This is a genomic window from uncultured Massilia sp. (assembly GCF_913773735.1).
Classification (GTDB): domain Bacteria; phylum Pseudomonadota; class Gammaproteobacteria; order Burkholderiales; family Burkholderiaceae_D; genus Telluria.
In genome coordinates this window covers 201,524-225,953 of record NZ_CAJYEB010000014.1, presented here as the reverse complement: position 1 = coordinate 225,953, position 24,430 = coordinate 201,524, and the positions used below count along the sequence as shown (strand labels likewise).

At 65.7% G+C, this 24,430-nt stretch carries 19 protein-coding genes; 4 read left to right on the top strand and 15 right to left on the bottom strand.

Going from position 1 to position 24,430, the window contains the following annotated elements:
• Nucleotides 1-150: 150 nt before the first annotated feature.
• On the bottom strand, nt 151-396 hold the full coding sequence (locus QZ749_RS06205; RefSeq protein ID WP_373896788.1) for a hypothetical protein: 246 nt from the start codon (nt 394-396) through the stop codon (nt 151-153).
• A 209-nt stretch (nt 397-605) separates the two neighbouring features.
• On the opposite strand from QZ749_RS06205, the gene QZ749_RS06200 reads away from it, so the two are divergent.
• Both QZ749_RS06200 and QZ749_RS06195 read left to right on the top strand, forming a co-directional pair.
• On the top strand, nt 606-2,867 hold the full coding sequence (locus tag QZ749_RS06200) for a family 1 glycosylhydrolase (RefSeq protein ID WP_296944540.1): 2,262 nt from the start codon (nt 606-608) through the stop codon (nt 2,865-2,867).
• 196 nt (nt 2,868-3,063) lie between these two features.
• On the top strand, nt 3,064-4,044 hold the full coding sequence (locus tag QZ749_RS06195) for a VirK/YbjX family protein (protein ID WP_296944538.1): 981 nt from the start codon (nt 3,064-3,066) through the stop codon (nt 4,042-4,044).
• 124 nt (nt 4,045-4,168) lie between these two features.
• Here the strand turns inward: QZ749_RS06195 and waaF are convergent, their stop codons facing one another.
• Genes waaF through QZ749_RS06180 form a run of 3 tightly spaced genes read right to left on the bottom strand, consistent with a single transcriptional unit; the run spans nt 4,169 to nt 8,179 of the window.
• Complete coding sequence (gene waaF, locus QZ749_RS06190; protein ID WP_296944535.1) at nt 4,169-5,209, bottom strand: lipopolysaccharide heptosyltransferase II; 1,041 nt, start codon at nt 5,207-5,209, stop codon at nt 4,169-4,171.
• Entirely contained in the window at nt 5,206-6,945 is a 1,740-nt protein-coding gene (gene msbA, locus QZ749_RS06185) for a lipid A export permease/ATP-binding protein MsbA (protein ID WP_296944532.1), read from the bottom strand. The genes waaF and msbA overlap by 4 nt, the downstream gene beginning before the upstream one ends.
• Nucleotides 6,938-8,179, bottom strand: a complete 1,242-nt coding sequence (locus tag QZ749_RS06180) for an O-antigen ligase (protein ID WP_296944529.1) — start codon at nt 8,177-8,179, stop codon at nt 6,938-6,940. The genes msbA and QZ749_RS06180 overlap by 8 nt, the downstream gene beginning before the upstream one ends.
• A 55-nt stretch (nt 8,180-8,234) precedes the next feature.
• Here QZ749_RS06180 and QZ749_RS06175 point away from each other — a divergent pair, with 55 nt between their 5' ends.
• Complete coding sequence (locus QZ749_RS06175; protein WP_296944526.1) at nt 8,235-9,068, top strand: glycosyltransferase family 2 protein; 834 nt, start codon at nt 8,235-8,237, stop codon at nt 9,066-9,068.
• A 70-nt stretch (nt 9,069-9,138) separates the two neighbouring features.
• On the opposite strand, the gene QZ749_RS06170 is transcribed toward QZ749_RS06175, so the two are convergent.
• The 6 genes from QZ749_RS06170 to QZ749_RS06145 all read right to left on the bottom strand — a co-directional run bounded on the left by QZ749_RS06170 (nt 9,139) and on the right by QZ749_RS06145 (nt 19,028).
• Nucleotides 9,139-11,790 (bottom strand): hypothetical protein, encoded by a 2,652-nt coding sequence (locus QZ749_RS06170; protein ID WP_296944523.1) that lies wholly within the window; start codon nt 11,788-11,790, stop codon nt 9,139-9,141.
• A gap of 393 nt (nt 11,791-12,183) precedes the next feature.
• Nucleotides 12,184-12,309: a hypothetical protein gene (locus QZ749_RS06165; RefSeq protein WP_296944521.1), complete on the bottom strand. Its 126-nt coding sequence runs from the start codon at nt 12,307-12,309 to the stop codon at nt 12,184-12,186.
• Between the two features lie 83 nt (nt 12,310-12,392).
• Nucleotides 12,393-15,887: a DNA polymerase III subunit alpha gene (dnaE, locus tag QZ749_RS06160; protein WP_296944519.1), complete on the bottom strand. Its 3,495-nt coding sequence runs from the start codon at nt 15,885-15,887 to the stop codon at nt 12,393-12,395.
• 123 nt (nt 15,888-16,010) lie between these two features.
• The gene (locus QZ749_RS06155) at nt 16,011-16,727 is read right to left on the bottom strand and encodes a PEP-CTERM sorting domain-containing protein (RefSeq protein ID WP_296944516.1); all 717 of its coding nucleotides are present in this window, start codon (nt 16,725-16,727) and stop codon (nt 16,011-16,013) included.
• Between the two features lie 324 nt (nt 16,728-17,051).
• Nucleotides 17,052-18,176, bottom strand: coding sequence for an acyltransferase (locus tag QZ749_RS06150; RefSeq protein ID WP_296944515.1), 1,125 nt, complete (start codon nt 18,174-18,176; stop codon nt 17,052-17,054).
• A 30-nt stretch (nt 18,177-18,206) separates the two neighbouring features.
• Nucleotides 18,207-19,028: a sterol desaturase family protein gene (locus tag QZ749_RS06145; RefSeq protein WP_296944513.1), complete on the bottom strand. Its 822-nt coding sequence runs from the start codon at nt 19,026-19,028 to the stop codon at nt 18,207-18,209.
• Between the two features lie 158 nt (nt 19,029-19,186).
• On the opposite strand from QZ749_RS06145, the gene QZ749_RS06140 reads away from it, so the two are divergent.
• Nucleotides 19,187-20,071, top strand: a complete 885-nt coding sequence (locus QZ749_RS06140; protein ID WP_296944511.1) for a sulfurtransferase — start codon at nt 19,187-19,189, stop codon at nt 20,069-20,071.
• Nucleotides 20,072-20,135: 64 nt separating this feature from the next.
• On the opposite strand, the gene QZ749_RS06135 is transcribed toward QZ749_RS06140, so the two are convergent.
• From QZ749_RS06135 to QZ749_RS06115, 5 genes are all read right to left on the bottom strand, one after another.
• Nucleotides 20,136-20,687, bottom strand: a complete 552-nt coding sequence (locus tag QZ749_RS06135; protein WP_296944508.1) for a DUF4214 domain-containing protein — start codon at nt 20,685-20,687, stop codon at nt 20,136-20,138.
• A 238-nt stretch (nt 20,688-20,925) separates the two neighbouring features.
• Nucleotides 20,926-21,072, bottom strand: a complete 147-nt coding sequence (locus QZ749_RS06130) for a hypothetical protein (RefSeq protein ID WP_296944505.1) — start codon at nt 21,070-21,072, stop codon at nt 20,926-20,928.
• 2 nt (nt 21,073-21,074) lie between these two features.
• Entirely contained in the window at nt 21,075-21,203 is a 129-nt protein-coding gene (locus QZ749_RS06125) for a hypothetical protein (protein WP_296944503.1), read from the bottom strand.
• A 163-nt stretch (nt 21,204-21,366) separates the two neighbouring features.
• Nucleotides 21,367-22,899 (bottom strand): methyltransferase regulatory domain-containing protein, encoded by a 1,533-nt coding sequence (locus tag QZ749_RS06120; protein ID WP_296944500.1) that lies wholly within the window; start codon nt 22,897-22,899, stop codon nt 21,367-21,369.
• A 177-nt stretch (nt 22,900-23,076) separates the two neighbouring features.
• The gene (locus QZ749_RS06115) at nt 23,077-24,429 is read right to left on the bottom strand and encodes a TolC family outer membrane protein (protein WP_296944497.1); all 1,353 of its coding nucleotides are present in this window, start codon (nt 24,427-24,429) and stop codon (nt 23,077-23,079) included.
• Nucleotide 24,430 lies beyond the last annotated feature (1 nt).

The following is a 24,430-nucleotide window of genomic DNA, read 5'->3' as shown; positions in this document are numbered from 1 at the left end:
GCAAGGTGCTCAAGCACGTGCTGGCGACGCTGGCGGCCGGGCTGGCGTAACGCCGCCGCTCCCCGCCGGCACGGGGCCGCACCCGCGCCTGCCCGATCAACCCGGTCGGGCGGCCACCCCGTGCCGTCCGCGCCGGCGCGGCTTGCCGCGCTACCGCCGGCGCTTCTTCCAGTCGTAATCCGGCCCCGTCACGTCCACGCCCGGATGCCCCACCGCGTCCGGATGCTCGGAGCACATCGTCACGAAACGGATCGCCCCGCCTTCGCGCTGGCGCCGGCGCAGGTCTTCCATGAAACGCATCGCGTCCACCATCGCATCGGTGGCGAACGGCCGTGCCCGCGGACCGGCGGGGCCGTCGCCGTCGCCGTCGTCGGTGACGACGGTCCAGTACACCATGTACATCGATTCCTCCCTTCAAGTGGGGGTCCAGCATCGGCGCGCGCCGGGCGCGTGTCAAGTGCACCCGAATCGGGCATGCCTGGATATAACTTGCGTACATGACGTAGGACTACTCCTAAATCGCGCTTATATGTGGGCCAGACCACATAACGAGCCGTGCTGCTTGTCTAGGCTTAGACCTTGGATCAAATACGCAGGAAACGCTCATGAATTTCAACAGTCATATTCAGCCAGCAAGTTCTCCGCTCCAGCTCTGGGGCGGCCTCGAATGCACCGTCAACCGCGTACGCGACGAATACTTTTCCCAGATGGACCGCAACGGTCATGCAGAACGCCTGCAGGACCTGGAACGCTTTGCCTCGCTCGGCATCCGCGCCATCCGCTACCCGGTCCTGTGGGAGCGCACGGCGCCCGACGGCATCGACTCGGCCGACTGGTCGTGGCCGGACGAGCGCCTGCCGGTGCTGCAGCAACTCGGCGTCAATCCGATCGTCGGGCTGATCCACCATGGCAGCGGCCCGCGCCATACGAGCCTGGTGGCCCCCGATTTCCCGGAAAAGCTGGCCGACTATGCCGGCGCGGTGGCGCGGCGCTATCCCTGGGTCGAATACTGGACGCCGGTCAACGAGCCCTGCACGACGGCCCGCTTCTCCGGTCTGAACGGGGTCTGGTATCCGCACGGCGACACCCACGACGCCTTCATCCGTGCGCTGGTCAACCAGTGCCGCGCGACGGTGCTGTCGATGCGCGCGATCCGCGCCGTGAACCCGGACGCCAAGCTGGTGCAGACCGACGACCTGTCGCGCACCTACGGCACGCCGGAAATGGCCGAGATGACCAACTTCTACAACGAGCGCCGCTGGCTGGCCTGGGACATGTTGTGCGGGAAGATCGACCAGGACCACCCGCTGTGGAACTACCTGGTCGAGCACGGCGCCGGCGCCGACGAACTGCTGTGGTTCCGCGACAATCCCTGCCCGCCCGACATCATCGGCGTCAATTACTACATCACCAGCGAGCGCTGGCTCGACCACCGGCCCGAGCGCTACCCGGAGACGCACCGCTTCGAGCACGCCGGCGTCGCCCACGCCGACATCGAGTGCCCGCGCGTGCTGGCCACGCCGACGCCGGGCATCGGCCCGCTGCTGCAGGAAACCTGGGACCGCTACGGCCTGCCGATCGCGATCACCGAGGCCCATATCGACGCCAACCGCGAAGACCAGCTGCGCTGGCTGGTCGAGATCTGGAACGCGGCCCGCAAGGTGCAGCAGGGCGGCGCCGACATCCGCGCCGTCACGGTCTGGGCGCTGCTCGGCTCCTACGACTGGAACTGCCTGGTCACCGAATGCCGCGGCTACTACGAGTCCGGCCCCTTCGACGTGCGCGGTCCGCAGCCGCGCCCCACCGCCGTGGCCACGCTGATGCGCGAGCTGGCCAGCGGCCGGCCGCTGTCGGCCCCGGTGCTGCAGGGCCAGGGCTGGTGGCGCCGGCCGGGACGCTTCCTGGCCAAGCCGGTGGCCACGCCCACGGCGGTGGCCGACATCGCCGAACGCGGCGCATTCCGTTCCGCCTTCCCGCAGCCGATCCTGATCACCGGCGCGACCGGCACGCTGGGCCGCGCCTTCGCCCGCATCTGCGAGCGCCGCAACCTGGCCTGCCACGTGCTGACCCGGCAGGAAATGGACATCGCCGACCCGGCCTCGGTCGAGGCGGCGATCGTGCGCTTCAAGCCCTGGGCCATCGTCAACGCCGGCGGCTACGTGCGCGTCGACGAGGCCGAGGACGACGTCGAGCGCTGCATGCGCGAGAACGCCCACGGGCCGACCATCCTGGCCCTGGCCGCGATCCGCCACGCGCTGCGCTTCGTGACCTTTTCCAGCGACCTGGTATTCGACGGCACCCTGGGCCGTCCCTACGTCGAATCCGACCCCGTCGCGCCGCTGAACGTGTACGGCCGCAGCAAGGCCGACGCCGAGCGGCGCGTGCTCGACGCCGATCCACAGGCGCTGGTGATCCGCACCAGCGCCTTCTTCGGCCCGTGGGACGGGCACAACTTCGTCGCCCAGGCCCTGGACGCGCTCGGCAACGGCCGCGAATTCGTCGCCGCGGGCGACATGACGGTGACGCCGACCTATGTGCCGGACCTGGTGAACACCTGCCTGGACCTGCTGATCGATCGCGAATGCGGCATCTGGCACCTGAGCAACGGCGAGGCGATGAGCTGGGCCGAGCTGGCACGCCGTGCCTGCGCCGCGGCCGGCGTCGACGCGGCGGGATTGCGCGAGGCGCCGGCGGCAACGCTGGGCCTGCGCGCCGCCCGGCCGGGCAACAGCGCCATGACCAGCGAGCGCGGCCTGCTGCTGCCCTCGTTCGACGATGCGCTGGCGCGCTACCTGCGCGAGCGCGAGTGTGGCGGCGCCCGCCAGGACAGCGCTGGCACGCCCTACATCCAGTCCAGGGAGGCGTAATTACAACAGCCGGGGCCATATCGGCCCCAGCTGTAATGTTTCCTCCTGCCAAGGCATGGCATAGTATTTACCTCAAGCATCGCGGTTGATACACTACGTTACATAGCGTTACTTTACGCAACTCCAGTGTATCGAGGTTAGCCATGTCAGTCAGTCCGCGTCCCCGTCATCCGCATCGGCATGGCGGAGGGCGCACATGAAGCTCTACACGCCCGACCATGGCTTGGCCGAGCGCCTGATCGCGGCCGCCGTCCCGTCCGTCACGCTGCGCTCGGCGATACCGGGCGGAATGACGGGCCTGCGCTACATGCGCGAACTGGCCAAGATCCGCCTGCGCGCCCTGTTGCACCGGCGCGTCGCCCCGCACTGGCTGCACCTGCTCAATTCCCATCCGGCGTTCTCGGAATACGTGCGCCACTGCCCGCGCTTCCTCTACAAGGTGTTCCGGCCTTACAACAGCCATGCCTTGACGCCGGACCAGCGCCTGGAAGCGATCCGCGCCCACTACCTGTTCATGTTCCGGCGCGGCCTGGGCCAGACGGTGGCGCGCGCCAGCCAGGGACCCGTCGTGCTGGCCGAGGCGACCGGCAAGAGCGGCCGGCCCTACCAGGTCCAGCTGCGCACCGTGGACAGGTTCGACCGCGAGGGCGAACTGGTGCTGCAACTGGCGCAGGGCGACAAGATCGTCTATACGGTGGCGTTCACGGTGGCGCCGCGCGACGGCCTGCCGGCGCTGTCGATCGGCTGCGTCCAGGGCGGCAAGACGGACGATGCGCGCGAAGCGATCCGCCTGGCCACGCGCGACCTGCACGGCGTGCGTCCGAAGCAGCTGATGGTGATGCTGGTGCGCCAGCTGGGCCACGAATATGGCTGCGAACGCCTGCTGATGGTATCGAACCGCAACCGCGTGATCTACAAGGCGATCCGCAACGGCCGCGTGCTGGCCGACTACGACCAGCTCTGGGAAGAACTGGGCGCCGCCCGGCGCGCCGATGGCGACTACGAGATGCCGTGCGCGCCCTTGACGCCGCCGGACATGGAATCGATCCCGTCGAAGAAACGCTCGGAAGCGCGCAAGCGCCACGAACTGGTGCTGGCCCTGGCCGAAGGCGTCTGCGTGCGCCTGCGCGCGCGCCAATCGCTGCTGACGGCAACGACGCTGGCAGCAAGCCTCTAGACACTCATCAAGCCCCCTGCTCGCCCGCCCCCACCCTTTAACATCCCTCAAACCGGGGTCAGAGCCGGGCTCTGACCCCGGTTTGAGGGATGTCAATTGGGTTGGGTAACGGAAACGTGGGGCGTCACCGTTGCCCGACTTTTTCGAGGATCGGTGCGAGCTCGCTCCACACCAGGTCCACGCTCATCTTGTTCATGCAGTCATGGTGCCCCAGCGGGCATTCGCGCTTGCGGCAGGGCGAGCATGCCAGGCGCAGCGACACGGTGCGGGACATGTCGGACAGCGGCGGCGCGTAGTCGGGATCGGTGGAGCCGTACAGCGCCACCACCGGGCGGTTCAGCGCCGACGCGATGTGCAGCAGGCCCGAATCGTTCGAGACCACCGCGCAGGCCTGCGCGATCAGGGCGATCGCATCGTCCAGCGAAGTCTGGCCGGACAGGTCGACGATGCCGCCGGCGGCGCTGCCGGCCGCCGCGCGCACCTGCTCGCAGGTCTCGCGGTCGTTCGGCGAACCGAGCAGCGCGATCTGCACGCCCGGCACGGCGGCCGCCACGCGCGCGGCCAGGGCGCCGTAGTGCGCCGGCGGCCAGCGCTTGGCGATGCCGAACTCGGCGCCCGGCGCGAACACGACCAGCGGCCGGTCGAGGGCCAGGCCCAGGCGCGTGCGCACGTCGTCGGATTCCTCGCCGCCCACCACCAGGAACGGCCGCACCGGCTGCGGCGTCGGCAGTTCCGGCTCGCGCGCCAGGGCGGAATAGAACGGCACCATCGAGCGCGACTCGTCGTCGTGGTGCATCACGTTGATCATCCCGTAGCGCATCTCTCCCTTGTAGCCGACCCGGCGCGGGATGCGCGCCAGCCAGGGGATCAGCGCATATTTGAGGGTATTCGGCAGCACGTAGGCGTCGCCGTAGCCGCGGCTCTTGAGGATGCGCGCGTACTTCAGGCGCTCGCCCAGCTGCAGCGCGCGGTGGCGGAACGGCGTGACGAGGATGTCGTCGGCTTCGCGGATGCGGCGCCACACCGGCACCACCTGCGGCGGCGCCAGCACGTCGATGGGACGCTCCGGATGCTGCTGCTTGAGCATGCTCAGCAGGGGCTGGGCCATCACCGCGTCGCCGATCCAGTTCGGCGAGATGACGAGGGTACGCACCTTGCCGCTCATGAGGTCTCCACGGCGCCGGTGAACTGCAGGTGGTACAGCTTGGCGTACATGCCGCCGCGCACCAGCAGCTCCTCATGCGTGCCCTGCTCGACGATGCGGCCATGCTCCATCACCACGATCAGGTCGGCACCCTCGATGGTCGACAGGCGGTGCGCGATGACGAAGGTGGTGCGGCCCGCCATCAGCGTGTCCAGCGCCGCCTGCACGGCGCGCTCGGACTCGTTGTCCAGGGCCGACGTCGCCTCGTCCAGGATCAGGATCGGCGCGTCCTTGTAGATCGCGCGCGCGATCGCCACGCGCTGGCGCTGGCCGCCGGACAGGCGCATGCCGTTCTCGCCGATGTTGGTGTCCACGCCCTCGGGCAGGCGCGCCACCACGTCGTCCAGGTGCGCGGCCCGGACGGCGGCCTGCAGGCGCGCCTCGTCGACGACGTCGACGCCGTCGACGCCGTAGGCGATGTTGGCGCGCAGGGTGTCGTCGAACAGCACCACGTTCTGGCTGACCAGCGCCAGCTGGGCGCGCAGCGACGCCAGCCGGATGTCCTGGTACGGCACGCCGTCGAGCAGGATGCGCCCGCCCTGCGGCTCGTAGAAGCGCGTGACCAGGTTCACGAAGGTCGACTTGCCGCCGCCCGACATGCCGACCAGGGCCACGGTCTGGCCGGGCCGCGCGTCGAGCGAGACGCCGTCCAGCGCCCGCGCCTGCGTGTTCGGGTAGGAGAACACCACGTTCTCGAAACGCACGTGGCCCTCGGCGCGGCCCAGCGTGCGCGTGCCCGGATCGTTCTCGGCGGGCGCGTCGATCATCTCGAACACGCTCTCGGCGGAGGCGATCCCGCGCTGCATCGGCCCGTTCACCTCGGCCAGCGCCTTCAGCGGCGTGAGCAGCATCAGCATCAGCGTGACGAACTGGACGAATTCACCCTGGGTCATGCCGGCCTGCAGCGCCAGCACGACGACCAGCGACAGCGCCAGCGAGGTGGCGATCTGGGTCACCGGCGTGGTCGCCGCGAACGCCACCGTCATGCGCTGCGAGAAGCCGCGCAGGGCCTCGCTGCGCTGGTGGAAGCGGCGGCTCTCGTAGCGCTCGCCGGAAAACACGCGGATCACCTGGTGGCCGCGCGCCGCCTCCTCGACGACCTGGGTCATCTCGGCGGTGACGCGCTGGTTCTCGCGGTTCAGCTGGCGCAGGCGCTTGCTGGTGGTGCGCACGATGACGGCCGTCAGCGGCACGACGACGATCGCGACCAGGGTCAGCTTCCAGTTCAGCCACAACAGGGAGCCGAGCAGGCCGATCACGACCAGCACGTCGCGCACGCAGGCGACGAATACCGAATTGATGGTGTCGACCACCTGGCGCACCTCGCCCACCACCGTGTTGATGATCTTGCCGGTCGACTCTTCGTGGAAGCGCGCCACCGGCAGGCGCAGCACGCGCTCGAACACCATGGCGCGCAGGTCGTTCAGCACGCGGCTGATGACCCAGTTGTTCAGGTAGGCGGTGGCGAAGGTGCCGATGCCGCGCAGGACGAAGACCGAGACCAGCGCGCCGGGAATCCACCACAGCGAAAAGCCCGGCTGGTCGCGGAAGCCTTCGTCCATCAGCAGTTGCAGCGCCTTGGCGAGCAACGGCTGGGTGGCGGCGGTGAGCGCCATCGCCAGCAGCGAGCCGAAGGCACGCCCGCTGTACGGTTTGACGACCGCCCAAAGGCGCTTGATGATGACACTGTTATCCAATTTTTTCTTTCGCATTCAGGCAGAAGCCCACCAGCATGAAGACCATGAGGGCGTAGAACAGGCTGCCTTTCATCGACCAGAAGATCACTTCGGTCAGTCCGAATCCCATGTAGCCGAGCACGACGACGACACCGGCCAGCGCGGCCGCGAACTGCGGCGCACGCATGTCCCGTCCCAGGCGGCGCAGGAAGAACGCCAGCGGCGCCGCCAGGATCGCGGCCCACAGCGCGAAGCCGACCACGCCGCCCGTCGCCAGGGCCTGCAACCCGTCATTATGCAGGTGCGGCAGCTCGAGCACCATCGGATCGAGCGTTCCCGCGCGCGCGTACTCGGCCAGGCGCGCGCGGCCTTCCTCGAAATCGCGCCCCAGCAGCGGCCGTTCCTCGACCAGCATCAGGGCGCCCTTCCACAATTCGAGCCGGCTGCCGACATTGGTCCAGACCTGGCCGCCGGCATACCAGTCGCGCGCCTCGTCCACGCCCTCGACGAAGCGTGCATGCAATCCCAGCCCGGGCGCGAACCACACGGCCGCCAGCACCACGGCGGCGCCCGCCAGCAACATGCCGCCGCGGCGCGTACCGAACATGCCGCGCCGCGGCAGCAGCACCAGCCCCATCAGCAGCAGGCCGAGCCAGCCGCCGCGGGTGCCCGTCATCAGCGACGCGGCGATCCCGGCCAGCGCGCCGGCGCCGGCCAGCAGCGCCTGGCGCGGCCGGTCGCGCAGGTCGATCGCGCCGACCAGGGCCAGCAGTCCCAGCAGCAGGGCCAGGTCGCCGAAGGTGATCGCATTGATCAGTCCGCCCGGCCGCTCGATGCCCAGGCCGAGGCGTTGCCAGGCGATGAACGGCAACGCCGCCAGCCCGCCGGCGGCGGCGCCCCACCACAGGGTGGCGCGCGGCGGCCGCGCCGCGAGCACCATGGCCAGCGCGCTCGCGGCGAACAGCATGCGCGCCGGCTTTTCCACCGGTCCCATGGAAGCGCCGCGCAACACGGCGCAGGCCAGCACGAACAGGAAGTGCAGCAGGAAGGCCAGCACCACCCAGCGTATCTGCGGCCAGTGGCGCCGCAGCGCATCCCGAGCCGGTTTGAACGAGATCAAAGCGCTGATCAGGAACAAAAAACTGACAAGACTGACGCCGAACAGGGTGACGAGGCTCAAAAAGGGTAACAAGAATGCCAGGGTGCCGATCCAGATCCGGGCCGGCTCCCGCGTGTTCGTCGAATTACTGTTCATTGATGTTCTTGTGGGATACTCTTGCCCCTGAATACAGCAGTGTACATCGGACCTTATGCGGCACGCACAGACAATCTCGGTCGTGATCACCACCTATAACCGGCCAGACGCGCTGGAGGCGGTGGTGCGGGCATGTTTCATGCAGAACGACAAGAATTTCGAAATCATTATCGCTGATGACGGCTCGACTGCCAACACGCGTGCCTGCGTGGAACGGCTGGCGGCGGCCAGCCCGGTGCCGTTGCGCCACGTCTGGCAGCCCGACCAGGGGTTTCGCGCCGCCATGGCGCGCAACCGCGGCACGCTGGCCGCGCACGGCGACTACATCGTGTTCCTGGACGGCGACTGCATCCCCCAGCGCGATTTCATTGCGCGCCACCGCGCCCTGTCGCAGCCCGGCTGCCTGGTATCGGGCAGCCGCATCCTGCTCGACGAAGCGCTGACGCGCCGGGTGCTCGACGAGGGCATCGACGTGGCCGCCGCGCCGCTGTCCGCACGCCTGGGCTGGCGCCTGCGTGGTCATATGAACAAGATCATCCAACTGGCAGTGCGCTGGCCCGACCTGGGACGCACGAAAAAATCATTCAGCTGGCGCCGCATCAAGAGCTGCAACCTGGGCGTCTGGCGCAGCGACCTGGAGCGCGTAAACGGCTTCGACGAGAGCTTTACGGGTTGGGGCCACGAGGATTCCGACCTCGTCGTGCGCCTGTTCCATGCCGGCGTGATGCGCAAGGACGGCGCCTTCGCCACCGAAGTCTTTCATCTATGGCACCGCGAGGCCCGGCGCGACCAGGAATCGAGCAACCGCAAGGTGGTGCTGGAACGCGCCGCGGCCAGGGTCACGCAGGCCGCCGTCGGCCTGCGCGAGCACGCGCACGAGGCGGCGTAGCCCGCCGCGTGCAACACGCCTGCGCACCCTCCATGCCGGCTGTGCCGGGCATGGAGGACGCCTCGCACACTCAGGGCTTGGCCGAGAGGGAAATGCGCCCCATCAGCATGGGGCTGCGATTGAGCACGGCCGGCACGGGCGCCACGACCAGCTTCGCATCGCCAACGAAGAACAACGTCTTGCCGTCAGGGCTGATCGTGCCCAGCGCACGCGTATTGCATTCATAGGCGCTGACGTTGCAAGTCGGGTAATCCGCCAGGTCGAAATAACCCAGCAGCGGCAAGTTCGTGGTGGTAATCATGCGCGTACTGGTGTCGAAAACGTAGACGCGCGGCATGACCGTACTACCGCTGTACAAACCGCTACTGTTATATGCCAGCACATACAGGCGCGAACCGTCCGGCGAGAACACGGGGGTGCGGCCAAAATAACTGGTATCCGGCAAGTTGACCTTCCCCACGATATTGAAGTCACGGTCCCACACCGTGTACGTGCCTTCGGCAAAACGTTCGCCGCGCAGGCTTTGTGCGGCTTCGTACCAGAACGTCAGGCCAGCAGTGCTGGGCGTCGCCACGGTATCCTTGCTATCGAGCGTGACCATCGGCGGCGCCGGCGTATAGCTGGCCGATTGCACGATATGAATACGCGCGCCGTCGCCCGAGGCGACAGCCCAGCCGAACCCGAAGTTGCCGCCGATATTGCCGAACTTGCGCGTGACAACATCGAAATAGGACATGCCTCCAGCGCCGCCATCGACGCCCGATCCGCCGTTGAACAATGCCTTGCCGTCGTTCCGCATGACGAGGTCGGGCAAGGAATTGAGCTCGTATCCATCGACATACGCGGCTTTGTAGCTGCCTTGCTGCGCCAGCGTGTCCGGGTCCAGCAGCAGTACCTGGCCACTGGCGGAAGTCACCACCAGGCTCTTGCCATCAGGTGACAGCACGACCCCTTCGGCCCGTTGCACGGAAACGCTATCGGCGCCCCACGTGGCACCATTCTTCTTGAAGCGCATCACTGCACCCAGCGTCTTGTTGGCCGTATAAACGGACTGGCGCTCTGCATCGAACACGATGCCACCCTTGGCGCCCTGCGCCACGACGGCAGCATACCCAAGAGCAGGCTGTTCCACGACCTTCAATGCGACGGTGCCGGAATCGATGCCCAGGCTGTTGGCCAGCGCGACCGTCGTCCGTCCCTGTTGCTGCGCGGGCAACATCAGTTCGAACTGCGTATCGTTGACGCGGGTAATCCGGGTCGGCATGACGCCGGTGATCCGCAATGCTTGCGTCAGGTCGGCGATACCGTCCAGGCCGCGACCGCGCACGATATAGTTACCAGCTTCGCCAGGGAGACGCGTCGAGGGACTGATGAAGTGCAATTCCGGCACTTTCTTGTTCAGCGTAATGGTGAACTTGGTCGGCGCCACCTTGCCGCTCGCCAAACTGATCGTCAATTCAGCCGTGTGCGACGCAAAATTTTCCATCGAAGCCACGCGTGCCGCATCGACCGACACATCCACTTGGTGGGTACGGGTCGCTCCGGTTGCACGCGACAACTTCAACCAGTTGGCGTTGCTGGAAACATTCCAATCCTGGACCGGCAGGTTCGGGATATCGATGCTTAACCTGCCGCCAAGTTGGGATATGGCGCTGTTGCCGTCAACCGTGATCGTGGACGGGCCGGCAATGGCCCAGTTGGCCGCAATGACGTTGAAAGTGATCGGCACCGATACCGGGGCCACGTCCGGTCCTGCGGATAACAGCAAGGTGGCCTGATAATTTCCGCTTGCCAGGTTGGTGGCGGATGCGGTCAGGGTCAGGGTACCCGGCGCGCCGGCCACGACCGACAGCCAGCCGTTGGCGTTGCCGCCATACTGCACGGTACTCGACAATTCCTTGGCCCATGCCGGCAGCGCCACGTTCAGCACATGGCTGTCGCTCACGGTGCCTGCGGTCGCCGTGAAATCATCCGACCTGCGGTCAGGCGTGATACTGGTAATGCTGGCCCCATCCGTGCCGACCTCGTAAGTGACGGGCACGACTTTCGATCGGCCGCCGGCATCGAGGGTAATCATGCCTTGGTAGATACCCGGCGCCTTGACGTCCCCAGTGATCGTGAAGCCTTGGTTTGTGATATTTGAAACCTTTATCCAAGGCACATTGCTGACAGCCGTGAAGCTGGTCACGCCAGCAGGCAATTGCACGGCGACATTCGCGGTAGGGCGTACACCGGCCACGGCGCGCAATCCCACGGTCGTCGGGGTCGCCGTCAAGCCTGGAGCAATGGTAATGGTGTAAGGAATTTCAACGGGAGACCCCTTGATGTGCTGGGTGCAACGTTCGTCCGTGCAGGCGAACAGGCGCACGCTTCCCTTGTATTCGCCGGCCGTCAACTGGGACTTTGGCTGAATGGCAAAGCGCACTTGATCGGCAACAACCTGCATCACGATACTGTCCAGCGAGGCGCCAAGATCCAGGCCGCCCGCGTAAATGGTAGCGGGCGGCGTGCCGCCGCTGCCGCTGCCGATCACGACCTGGGCTGGAATGGCCGAACCTTCATCGCCTTTGAACGACAGGGCGCTGCGATCGATGGAAACCGAGAACCCGGACCCGGGAGAGGGAGTGGTGCCGGTGCCGGTACCGGTGCCGGCGCTGCCGTTGGCAGGGGTGCCACCGCCACCGCCTCCTCCACATGCGGTCAGCACGGCTGCGAATGCCATGACCGCAACCGCCTTCACAAACTTGCACGAAGTAATCATATGTAACTAATCAATCAACGGAAACATTGAATTGTAGTACGTGCCCGTTGTAATTACATCGAGGAATCAAAAATTATGTGAATGACTTCCCATGGTGACAAAATGTGCATTTTTGCCATGACAAAGCGTGCTAAGCTTCCATATCCAACAGGCTTGGCTGGCGGCGCATTCGCCGTGCATGCCCGACCACGCTGTCAACGTCGAAACCGCGTAGCTCCGAGGCCGACGCCGACAGCACGACGGCCGACAATGTCCCCCGTGGTCCCCACTGCAGGGACTTGACACCATCGTCCTGGTAGATACCGACCACCGGGGTGACAGGACCATGATTGCCGCGGCTTTTGCGCGGCGACGTCACAAGCGTCCGAAATCGAGGACGTAGCGCACATCATTCCGGCCTTTGTCCGGCGCCATGGCGAGCGCCGTGACGAGACGCTGGCGCTGCAGCCAGCGCTCGACCGGGTTCCTGTCGTTGAACACCCCGTCGGTATCACTCGTGCATGCTCCAGACGGGACGAACCGCACGGCCGGCGACGGCAGCGATGCTACCCGTCGGGCAGCGCTCAATACTCGACCGCCACCTCTTTCGCCCCCAGCTGCAGCTCGAGCGCGTATTTCAATTCGTCGGACGGCGCCACCCGCCAGTCGTCGCCCAGTTGCAACGTGCACGGGATGCCCTGCGGCGTCACGCGCAGGCTGACCGGCAGGCCGTCCTGCACGCGGTAGGGTTGCAGGATCTCGGCCAGCTTCGCGGGCGAGACCGAGCAGGCCACGTCCATCTCCAGCTTGTGGCCGTACTGGATGCGCGCCTGGGCGATGTCGAACGCCTTTTCCGCCGTGATGCGCAGGCCGCCATTGAAGCGGTCCTCGGACACCTTGCCGACCACCAGCAGGAACTCGTCCTCGCGGAAGATGTTCTTGTTCTGCTCCATCAGCTCGCTGTAGATCGTCACTTCCACCACGCCCGACTTGTCGTCCAGCTGGACGATCAGGATCTTGCCGCGCTGGGTGAGCTGGGTGCGCACGCCGGTGATCACGCCGCACAGCATGCGCGGGTCGCGCGACGGCTCCAGGTCCGACAGCTTGGTCTTGGCGAAGCGCCGCACTTCCTTCGCGTACGAGTCGAACATATGGCCCGACAGGTAGTAGCCCAGCGCGGTCTTTTCCTCGGACAGCTTCTGGCGGTCGGTCCAGGGCGTGGCCTTCACGTATTCCGGCGGCGCCACCAGGTCGCTGTCGTCGCCGCCGAACAGGCTGACCTGGTTGGCCGACGCCGCGGCCTGGTCGGCCACCTCGATGGCGAACGACACGGACGCCAGCAGCACCGCGCGGTCGACGCCGAAGCAGTCCATGGCGCCGGCGCGGATCAGCGATTCGACGGTGCGGCGGTTGATCTGCTTGCGGTCGACGCGCTTGCAGAAGTCGAACAGGTCCTTGAACCTGCCGCCCGATTCGCGCGCGGCGATGATCGCCTCGATCGCGCCCTGCCCCGCGCCCTTCACGCCGCCCAGGCCGTAGCGGATGTTCGACACCTGCTTGCCGGTGACGGACGGCGGCGGCCCCTCCGGCGTGAAGCGGAACTGCGATTCGTTCACGTCCGGCGGCAGGATCGTCAGCTTGCAGACGTCGATCGCATCCTCGACCAGGATCTTGATCTTTTCCGTGTCTTCCATGGCCAGCGACATGTTGGCGGCCATGAACGCGGCGGTGTGGTGATGCTTCAGGTAGGCCGTGTGGTAGGACAGCAGCGCATAGGCGGCCGCGTGCGACTTGTTGAAGCCGTAGCCCGCGAACTTTTCCATCAGGTCGAAGATCTCGTCGGCCTTCTCGGTCGACAGGCCGTCCTTGGCGGCGCCGGCGCGGAAGATCTCGCGGTGCTCGGCCATTTCCTCGGCCTTCTTCTTGCCCATCGCGCGGCGCAGCATGTCGGCGCCGCCCAGCGAGTAGCCGCCGACGATCTGCGCCATCTGCATCACCTGCTCCTGGTAGACCATGATGCCGTAGGTCTCGGACAGGATCGACTCGGTGCGCGGGTCGGGATAGTCGAACTTCTCGCCGTGCTTGCGCTTGCAGAAGTCCGGGATCAGGTCCATCGGGCCCGGGCGGTACAGCGCCACCAGCGCGATGATGTCCTCGAAACGGTCGGGACGCGCGTCCTTCAGCATGCCCTGCATGCCGCGCGACTCCAGCTGGAACACGGCGACGGTCTTCGCCTCGGTCAGCAGCTTGTAGGTGGGGCGGTCGTTCAGCGGCAGCTTGGCCAGGTCGAAGTCGGCCATGGCCGGATCGAGCGCGCGGATGTAGTTGACGGCGCGGTCGAGGATGGTCAGCGTGGTCAGGCCCAGGAAGTCGAACTTCACCAGGCCGACGGCTTCGACGTCGTCCTTGTCGTACTGCGACACCACGCCGGCGTCGCCGCCCTGCGTGTACAGCGGGCAGAAGTCGGTCAGCTTGCCCGGCGCGATCAGCACGCCGCCCGCGTGCATGCCGATGTTGCGGGTGATGCCCTCGACCTGCTGCGCCAGGTCGAGCAGCTGCTTGACCTCCTCCTCGTTGTTCAGGCGCTCCTTGAGCAGCGGCTCTTCCTCGATCGCCTCGGCGATCGACACCGGCTTGCCCGGCTTGAACGGAATCAGCTTGGAGACGCCGTCGCAGAAGGTGTAGCCGAAGTCGAGCACGCGGCCGACGTCGCGGATCGCGCCCTTGGCGGCCATCGTGCCGAAGGTGGCGATCTGCGACACGGCGTCGCGGCCGTACAGGTCCTTCACGTGCTGGATGACCAGTTCGCGCTTTTCCTGGCAGAAGTCGATGTCGAAGTCGGGCATCGAGACGCGTTCGGGATTCAGGAAGCGCTCGAACAGCAGGTTGTACTTCAGCGGATCGAGGTCGGTGATCTTCAGCGCGTAGGCGACCAGCGAACCCGCACCGGAGCCGCGGCCCGGGCCGATCGGCACGCCGTTGTTCTTGCCCCACTGGATGAACTCCGCCACGATCAGGAAGTAGCCCGGGAACTTCATCTTGATGATGGTGTTGTTCTCGAACTCCAGGCGCGCCTCGTAGCGCGGACGCTCCTTCTCGCGCTGCTCCGGGTCCGGGTAGAGTTGCACCAGGCGCTCTTCCAGGCCCTTCTTCGTTTCGGCGACGAGGAATTCGTCGATGGTCATGCCCGGCGTGGGGAAGTTCGGCAGCTGCGGCTTGCCCAGCGTGAGCGTGACGTTGCAGCGCGTGGCGATCTGCACCGAGTTGGCCAGCGCGCCCGGCAGGTCCTTGAACAGCTCGGCCATCTCGGCCTGCGACTTGAAGCACATGCCTTCGTTGAAGCGGCGCACGCGCTTGGCGTTGGCCAGCATCTCGCCTTCGGCGATGCAGACGCGCGCCTCGTGGGCGATGAATTCTTCCTTCTTGATGAACTGCACCGGATGGGTCGCCACCACCGGCAGGCCCAGGCGGCCGGCCAGCGCCACCGAATGGCGCACCTGCTGCTCCTGGTTCGGCTGGCCGGCGCGCTGGATCTCGACGTAGAAGTGGCCCGGGAAGATGGACGCCCAGCGCCGCGCCGCGGCTTCGGCCCTGGCCAGGTCGCCGTTGTCGATCGCCTGGCCGATGTCGCCGAACTGGGCGCCGGACAGCACGATCAGGGCATTCGCCTGCGACACCTCCGGCTCCAGCGTCGAGACGGACGTGGCCAGCGCTTCCAGCCACTCGACGCGGATCTCGGCCCGGCCCTTGTACTGGTTGGTCAGCCAGGCCTTGGCCAGCAGGTCGCACAGCTGCAGGTAGCCGGTGCGGTTCTTGGCCAGGATCAGGAGGCGGAACGGCTTGTCGCGGTTGTCCTCGTTGGTGATCCAGGCATCGACCCCGACGATCGGCTTGACCCCCTTGCCGCGCGCCGCCTTGTAGAAGCGGACGAGGGCGAACGCATTGGCCAGGTCGGTGACGGCCAGGGCCGGCTGGTCGTCCTTGACGGCGGCCTTGACCAGGTCGTCGATGCGGCACAGGCCGTCGACGATCGAGTATTCGGAATGAACGCGCAGGTGGGTGAAAGTCGGGGAAGTCATCCCGGCATTTTACCGCGTGCGGCCGGGAGACGGGATGGGCGGTTTGCTTTCTGGAATCCCGGCGTGGCGAATCGGCCAATGAAAAAAGCCGGCTTGACGGCCGGCTTTCGTGTGCGGTAAAGCTCAGGCCTTCTTGCGGCGGCGGGCAACGCCCAGGCCGGCGGCGGCCAGGCCGAACAGGGCCAGCGAGGCCGGTTCCGGCACGGCGCTGACCGTGACGTTCTGGACATTGAAGCCGACGCCGTTGCCGATGTTCGCGGTACGGAAGCCGATGTCGCTGAAATTGGTCAGCGAGATGTTGCCGGACGCCTGGGCATCGGCGCCGGTCAGCGTCGCCAGTTCCTCGGCGGTCGGGTTGACCCACATCTTGAAGCTGTCGTAGGACGAGCCGGTACCGATCGAGCCGTCCTTCTTGTACAGCAGGGCCGTCACGTGGTAGGTCGTGTTGGCGGCCAGGGCGCTGTCGCCCACGTACACTTCATTGCCCAGGCTCAGGCGCAGGAACAGGTCGTCCTTGCAGCCGCTGACGTCGCCGCCGCAGTTGGCCTTCATGCCGAAGTTCGGACCGTTCCAGTTGCCGAACCACAGGCCGAGGTAGGCATTGTTCTTCGGCGTGCCGGTGAACGAGAAGCTGAAGTCGACGAGCACGGCGCCGGTCTGGTTGGCGATGCCGTAGGTCGCGGCGTTGTCGCTATTCGTGGTGAACGTCTGTTGCTGCTTGTTGCCATCGTAGAGCGTCGTGCTGGTGTACCACGACGGGGTCACCGGCGTCAGTGCTGCCGAGGCGCTGCCTGCGAACGCCATCAGGACCGTGGCGCAGAGGATGGAAAACTTGGACATGAATTTTTCTCTCCAGTTGGGTTAATTGCCACGCATAGCTAGCAACTACCGTGCCACATAGATAAAACCTTTCATTATCAATGACTTAACCATTCAACTTGGGATCATGTCAATCGCAATGTAAATTTCCTCGACGTCTTGTTATTAAATTCTGAAAAGATTTGTTTTCTTAGGGAAAGCGTACGCCAGCGATCCGCGATGTCAATGCCAGATGCTCACGATCCGATCCGATCCGATTATCGACAGCAATAATTTCCGCGAATCAAGAACATGTCTTAACCGACTTTACAGACGGATCGCCATGCCCACTCTGGATGGTTTCCCTCAATCCTTGGCGCGCACCGGCGCGGCGGCTGGCGCCGGCGACGGGCTCCCGCCGTAGTTGCGGCGCATGCGCAGGAACGGTTCTTCGATGGCCTGGTAACAGAGGGTGGCCAGCGCCCACGTCGCACCGTAGCCGATGGCGAGCAGGAGCGCCCCGTCGAGGACCGCCTGCCCGGTCGGACGCCAGGCACCGGCATGGCGGAACAGCACGTCCAGCAGGCCCATGTGCAGCAGGTAGAAGGAAAAGCTGATCTTGCCGCCCTGGCACAGCATGCGTTCGACGATGCCGGGCAGCGCCGGACGGAATGCCGCCCAGGCCACGATGAAGGCGGCCCAGCCGGCGCTTTCGACCATCGACCAGAGGATCCAGAACGCCGACTTGGGCGTCGCGCCGAACGGCGCGAGGCGCTGCATCGTCGCGGTGTCGTAGACGACCAGCGCCGCCGCGCAGGCCAGCAGCCAGGGGGCGTGGCGCTGCAGCCAGGCCTGGCGCTGGCGGTACAGCATCGCCGCCAGCATCCCGACGAGGAACTGGTCGAAGCGGCCGACGAAGGTGCTGAAGTACATCAGCGTGCTGTTGTCGTTGACGCCATAGGCGGCCAGCTTGAAGAAGACCATCAGCACCAGCAGCTTGAGCAGGTAGCGCTTGCCGCCCTCGATCGCGAAGCGCGCGAGGAAGGGGAACACCAGGTAGAACAGGAATTCCAGCGAGATGGTCCAGGCCGCGCCCGTGACCGCCGTGCCCGAGGTCGGCGCATGGCCCAGGTTGGTGGCGAACACGTACAGCAGGTCCTGCGGCTGGAAGGTGTCGCGGCCGATCGACGTGGCCACCAGGAAGATGACCAGGAACAGCGGCACGATGCGCAGGACGCGGTTGCGCACGAAGTCGCGGTAGACGATGGTCTTCTGGACCAGCGCGATCTGCATGAACAGGAAGCCGGACAGCGTGAAGAACAGGCCGACCCCGGTGTGCCCCTGCGTGACCAGGGCCGCCCAGCGGCTTTCCAGCGCGGGACCGCCGTTGCCGTGGTACTGGAGGTAGAAATGGAACAGGAACACGAGCGTGGCCGCCAGCCAGCGCAGCTGGTCGAGCCTCGGTTGGTACGGGATATTCAGGGATTTCATCTGCTGGGGATGTGAGCGGCCGCGGCCGCCTCAAGCCTTGCCGCGCAGCTTGGTGAACGGGCGGAACAGGAATTCGCGCAGCGTCTTCGCTTCGTCGTGCTCGTCGATGCCGGTGTCGGGCCACTCGTCCTTCCTGGGGAAGCGGGCGGTGCGGAACACGATGTCCCATACCGACGTGAACGAACCGAAGTTGGTGTTCCAGTGCTCGCGCTCGACCGAATGGTGGATGCGGTGGAAGCGGTTGTCCGCCACCACGTAGCGCAGCGGACCCAGGTTCAGCCTGGTATGCGAATGGATGTACTGCCCCTGCACGCCGATCAGCAGCCAGACGATGGCCGGCGCGAAGCCAGGGTCGAGGTGGATCAGCAGGCTCGACGGGATGATCACGAACGGGATGCGCAGGATCTCTTCGGTGAAATGGTGGTTGCTGTTCCAGGCGCTCATCTCGCGCAGCGCATGGTGTTCGGCGTGGAAGGCCCACAGGATGCGGTTGCTGTGCTGGGCGCGGTGGAACCAGTAATAAAAGAACTCGCCGACGATGACCGCCACGACGGGCGTGACGATCCAGCCGACGACGTTGAGGACCTTGCTCGACGACTGCGACAGGCCGGCCATGCTGAGCGACACCAGCGGCTGGATGCCGAGGTCGGCCCACAGGGCATTGAACGCCGTCATCGAGGCCACCGTGATCGCGATGTAGACGACCCAGAAGGCGGCGCCGCGCAGGCGCGACGCCATCGAATACTTGTTGTGGCCGATGAGCAGCTCGAGCACGAAGAAGAGCATGGAAGCGTACAGGATGCGCCATCCATAGTCGAGTATGCCGTGCCAGGCCAGTGTCAGGTATTCCATGCGTGCGGGGATCCTTGCGTCGTCGCGCCGAACCGATGTCGAACATGCCAGTTCGCGTCAAATGCAACGATGATAGCCGAAGCCGGGCCGCCGGGATAGGCGCCGGGGGCGCGGGGGGGCTTATAATGTCGGCTGTAAAGCCTTGAAACGACCGTCCCATGCAAGCCACTTCCTACATCAACATCGCCGCCTATAAATTCGTCACGCTGGAGAACCTCGAGGAACTGCGTCCGCGCTACCTGGACCAGTGCACCGCGCTGGGCCTGAAGGGCACCGTCCTGCTGACGCCCGAAGGCATCAATATGTTCCTGTCCGGCACCCGCGAGAACATCGACCGCTTCCTGGACTGGGTGCGCAGCGACGCGCGCCTGGCCGACCTGGAATGGAAGGAAAGCGTGTCGGCCGAACAGTCGCACCGCCGCATGCTGGTGCGCATCAAGAAGGAAATCATCACGATGCGCATGCCCCTGATCAAGCCGGAACTGGGCCGCGCGCCGTCGGTGGCGCCGAAGACGCTCAAGCGCTGGCTCGACCAGGGCCACGACGACGAGGGCGTCCCGGTCGTGATGATGGAAACGCGCAATGCCTTCGAGGTCGACGTCGGCACCTTCGACAACACGCTCGACTACCGCATCGACAAGTTCAGCGAGTTCCCGGACGTCGTGGCGAAGCACAAGGACGCGCTGCAGGGCAAGACGGTGGTGACCTTCTGCACCGGCGGCATCCGCTGCGAAAAGGCCGCCATCCACATGCAGAACATCGGCTACGACCGCGTCTACCAGCTCGACGGCGGCATCCTGAAGTATTTCGAGGAAGTCGGCGGCGACCACTACACGGGCGACTGCTTCGTGTTCGACTACCGTACCGCCCTCAATCCGAAACTGGAACCGACCGAGACCACGCAGTGCTTCGCCTGCCGCGCGGTGGTGACGCCGCGCCAGCAGCTGTCGCCGGACTACGTCGTCGGCACGTCCTGCCCCCATTGCGCCGGCACGGCAGCCGCCGGCAACGCCGACGCCGCGGTCGCGCTCACGCAGCCCTGACCGCTTGACGCAACGACAGCCCGGACCGCGCAAGCCGTCCGGGCTGTTCTTTTGCCCTGCCCGTTCAGACGATGAGTTCGTGCGCGGCGCTGGTCGGCGTGCCGACGATCTCGGCGATCTTGGCATCGATGACGCCGGGGTCGATGGCGCTGGCGGCGCTCTGCAGGTCGACGATGGAACCGATGAAAGCCTTGGCGATCGCATTCGCCGTGCCGCCCTGGTAGGCGGCCTGCTCGGTCGCCAGGTCGAGGTGGTCGGTGAACGACATGGCGACGGCCACGCGGCCGTTGAAGACGACCTTGTCGTCGTTCTGGGCGCCGGCCGCCACCTGCGACACCACGTTGTCGATCGTGATCGTGTGGTTGTTCAGCGCATTGACCCAGAAATCGATCCCCGCCGTCTCGCCGGCGCGACCGAACAGGTTGTGGTACACGGCATCCACGACGGCGCGGTTATCCATATTGGCATAGCTGGCCCGGTATTCCTCGGAACCCGCGAACGCCGCCGAGATCTGCTGCATGCCCGTCACGGCATTGGCCGACAGGACATCGGTCCAGAATGCCAGCCCTTTCGCGTCCGCAGGACGCGAGAAATAAGCGATATATAACTTTTGCACATCATTAACATAATTGGCCATCGCTGCCTCCATATCGAATGTCAATAAAGCATACATTAATTAAAATGAAAACGGCGCAGCAAACCCGGGCATTAAATAGATGAAAAAAGGAAATAATCTCCATAGGAAATTATTAGTAAATCTTTCTATTTGAAGTTCATTTCATTAAAAATAAATATTATTCAGGAAAATAAAAAACCGCCCTGTCGAGGGCGGTTCCAGAGCGGCGTGCGGAGCGTCAGTCCGGCGCGCGGAAGGTGTAGGTCACGTTGTGGGCCTCGTCCAGCGCAATCTCGCCCATGCCGACGATCTTGATGACGTAGTCATTCTGGTCGATGACGTCGTCACCGTTGTTCAGCACCAGGTAGGATCGGTCGCTGCCCATGTTCACGAGCCCACGCTCATGTTGCCGTCAGCGATCGCATCGGTCCAGAATGCCAGGCCGGCGGGATCCGCGGGACGGCCGTAATAGGCCAGGTAGAACGAATTGATCGTGGAATCGTAGGTGCTTGCCATCGTGATGCTCTCGCTGCACATGTATTGCAGGCTGAAAATCAATATAACAGGCGTAATTAATAATTCCACAGAGAAATCAACTTCGAGACCCTACCTCCTGTCGGTTTGCACCAACAATCCACTATTATTCAACAAAATCCTTGCGTTATCGGCAAGGGCGTATTCAGGCGATGCCGAGTTCCCGCAACAGGGGCAGGCGTACCTCAGCTGCCTGCCGGGCCTGGTCTTCCAGTGCGCGCAACTGCAGCGCGGCCGAGGAAAATGGCTTGTCCCCGTCGAGCAGGTTCTGGCCCTGCCGCTCCAGCAGGTCCATGGCAAAGCGCGCCCAGCCTTCGGGTTCCGCGATCCCCTGCCGCTGCGCCAGCAGGAACAGCTGCTCGATGCGCCCCACCTGCACGCCACCGCCGGTCACGGGCGAGGCCAGGAAGGCCATGTCGCCCGACGAGCGCGCATGCTGCAGCAAGGCGCCGTTCAGGCGCGCGGTGGCCGGTCCGGCGCGCTCGATCGCCTCCACGTCCTGCACGGTATGCAGCGTGCCGTTCCCCACCAGCACCATGATCGCCTGGATCGCCTGGCCCTGGCTGACGCCGTGGCGCGCGACGGCCTGTTCGACCTCGCCGATCGAGCGGTGGCGGTGGTCCGCCAGCGCCTCGACCACCGGCTCGTAGACCGGGCGGTGCAGTGCCGCCTCGCCCAGCAGGCCGGCGACGGTGAACTTGACCTGGGCCGGCGGCACCGCCAGCACGACCCGCTCGGCGCGCAGGCGCTCGATCTGCTCGAGCGGCCGCAGGCGGCGCAGGCCGCGCACCCAGTAGTCGCGCCGGAAGCGCTGGTTGACGATGAAGTCGCGCACGGTTTCCTGGAACACCGGATCGCCGATGCCGGCCAGCATCTGCTGCTGCTCCTTGTTCAGGTTGAGCGCCGCCACGTGGTCGAGGTAGTGCGCCGAGCCGGCGAACTGCAGCTTCAGCGACGCCATGCAGTCGGCCATGCGCGCGAACGGCATCGGCATCCAGTCCTTGTTCAGGTACTCGTGCACCAGGTAATTGCGGTCCTGGCTGCGCAAGCGCTTGACCAGTTCGGCAACCGCCGGATTGGCCCGGGCATAGCCGGCGCCTTCCAGCATCTTCTCGATGAAGTCCAGGCCGGCGCCGATGCGCTCGACGAGCGGGGTACCGTGCGCCGCCATCGTATCGACGTAGGCGGTGAGGAGGTCCTTGAGCGGCGTCATGGCGGCCCAGCCGGGCTGGGTGTTGTAGCTGACGTAAAGCACGCCACCGACCTTCAGCTTGCGCTTGACGAAATCGGCAATCAGGGCGCGGTTGGCGTCCGACACCCAGCTCCAGATGCCGTGCAGGCCGATGAAGTCGAAATCCGGCAAGTCCTTGCGGCTGCAGTATTCCTCGAAGGACTGGTCGAACAGGCGCCCGGCCAGCGGCGTGGCGCCGGCCAGTTCGCTGGCGAAGGCGGCGTGCGCCGGGTTGAAGTCGGTGCCGTGCCATGCGATGCCGGATGCCGCGTCGTGGACATTGACGCTCACGCCCTGGCCGAAGCCGAGTTCGCAGGCTACGCGCACGTCCGGGGGCACGATGCCGCTGTCGAGCAGGGCGATCCGGGCGCGCAGCGGATTCAGCTCGGTGTAGTAGCCATAGGTGTAGGCGATATCGGTGACATACCCATCAGACCAGTCTTGCATGGACGTCCTTTCAGAGTCGTTTCGGAAGGCACGGGCTTGCGGTCGCTGCCCGTTACCGAGAGTCGGCAACGCAGGACTGTAGCATTCGTGCACGCAAGAATGGCGCGCCACCAGAAAAAAAACGGCCCGGGCGCTTGCGCGCACGGGCCGCCTGGCCGTCTCGTGCCGGCGTCGACGTCAGCGGAAGTAAGCCGCCACTTCGCGCACCGCGGCGTCGTCCAGCGTGCCGGCGCCGGCGCGCAGGCGCAGCAGGCCGAGCAGGTAGTTGTAGCGGGCCTGGGCCAGGTCGCGCTGGCTGGTGTACAGCTGCTGCTGGGCGTTGAGCAGGTCGAGGTTGATGCGCACGCCGCCCTTGATGCTCTGCTCGGTCGCGGTCATCAGGAGCTTGCCCGATTCGACGGCCTTTTCCAGCGCGCCGACCTTGGCCACGCTGTTCTGCACCACGTCGTAGGACTTGCGCAGGTCGACCAGGATGCGGTTGCTGCGCACGTCCAGGTCGGACCTGGCGCGCTCGTAGCCCGCCGCCGCCTGGCGCGTGCTGGCATTGATGGCGCCGCCCTGGTAGATCGGGATGTTCACCTGCACGCCCAGGGTCCGGTTGACGGTGTTCTGGGTGTAGGTGGTGATCGATTCCGAATCGCCCTTGCTGTAGCTGCCGACGAAATCGATGCGCGGCGCATGGCCGGCCTTGTTGCGCTGGATTTCCAGGCGCGCGTTCTCGATCGCCAGGCGCGCCGCGGCCAGTTCCGGATTGCGCTCGAGCGCGGTCGCGCGCCAGTCGTCGAAGTTCTTGTCGAGCTTTTGCGGACGCAGGTTCGGGCCGAGCTTGTCGAGCGCGCCCGGGTCGGTGCCGATCACGCCGGCCAGCGTACTGCGCATGGCCACCGCATTGTCCTGCGCTTCGATCAGCTGGGCTTCGGCCAGGTCCAGGCGCGCCTGGGTCTCGAGCATGTCGGTGCGCGTGCCCTCGCCCTTCTCGAACAGGTGCTGGTTGACCTTCTGCTGCTCGGCATACATGTCGCGCTGCACGCGCGAGAGTTCCACCTGGTCCTCGGCGAACAGCGCGTCGGCGTAGGCGCTGACGACGCGGATGATGACGTCGTTGGTGTTGGCCGCGAACTGGGCCGCGCCCTGCCTGGTCTGCACCTTGCCCTGGCGGTAGCGCACGAAGCCGTCCAGGTTCAGGATCGGCTGGCGCACTTGCACGACCGAGGAGCGGCTGATGTAGTGCGGATGGGTGGCCGGCAGTTCGACGCCGTTGACGATGTTGGAAATGTCGGCGACGTTGCGGCTGTTCGAGAAGCTGGCCGAGATCTGCGGCAGCAGGTTCGAGCGCCCGATGATGGCGTTTTCCTTGGCCGCCTCGTTCTCGTAGAAATTCATCCGGTAGGCCGGATCGTTCTTGAGGGCCAGTTCATAGGCCTGCTGCAGGCTGACGGCATGGGCGCTGCCGCCCGCCGCCAGCAGGACGCAAGCCAGGGCCAGCGCGCCCTGGCGCAGGCCGGTCGATCGTTTCGATACCTTGCTCACG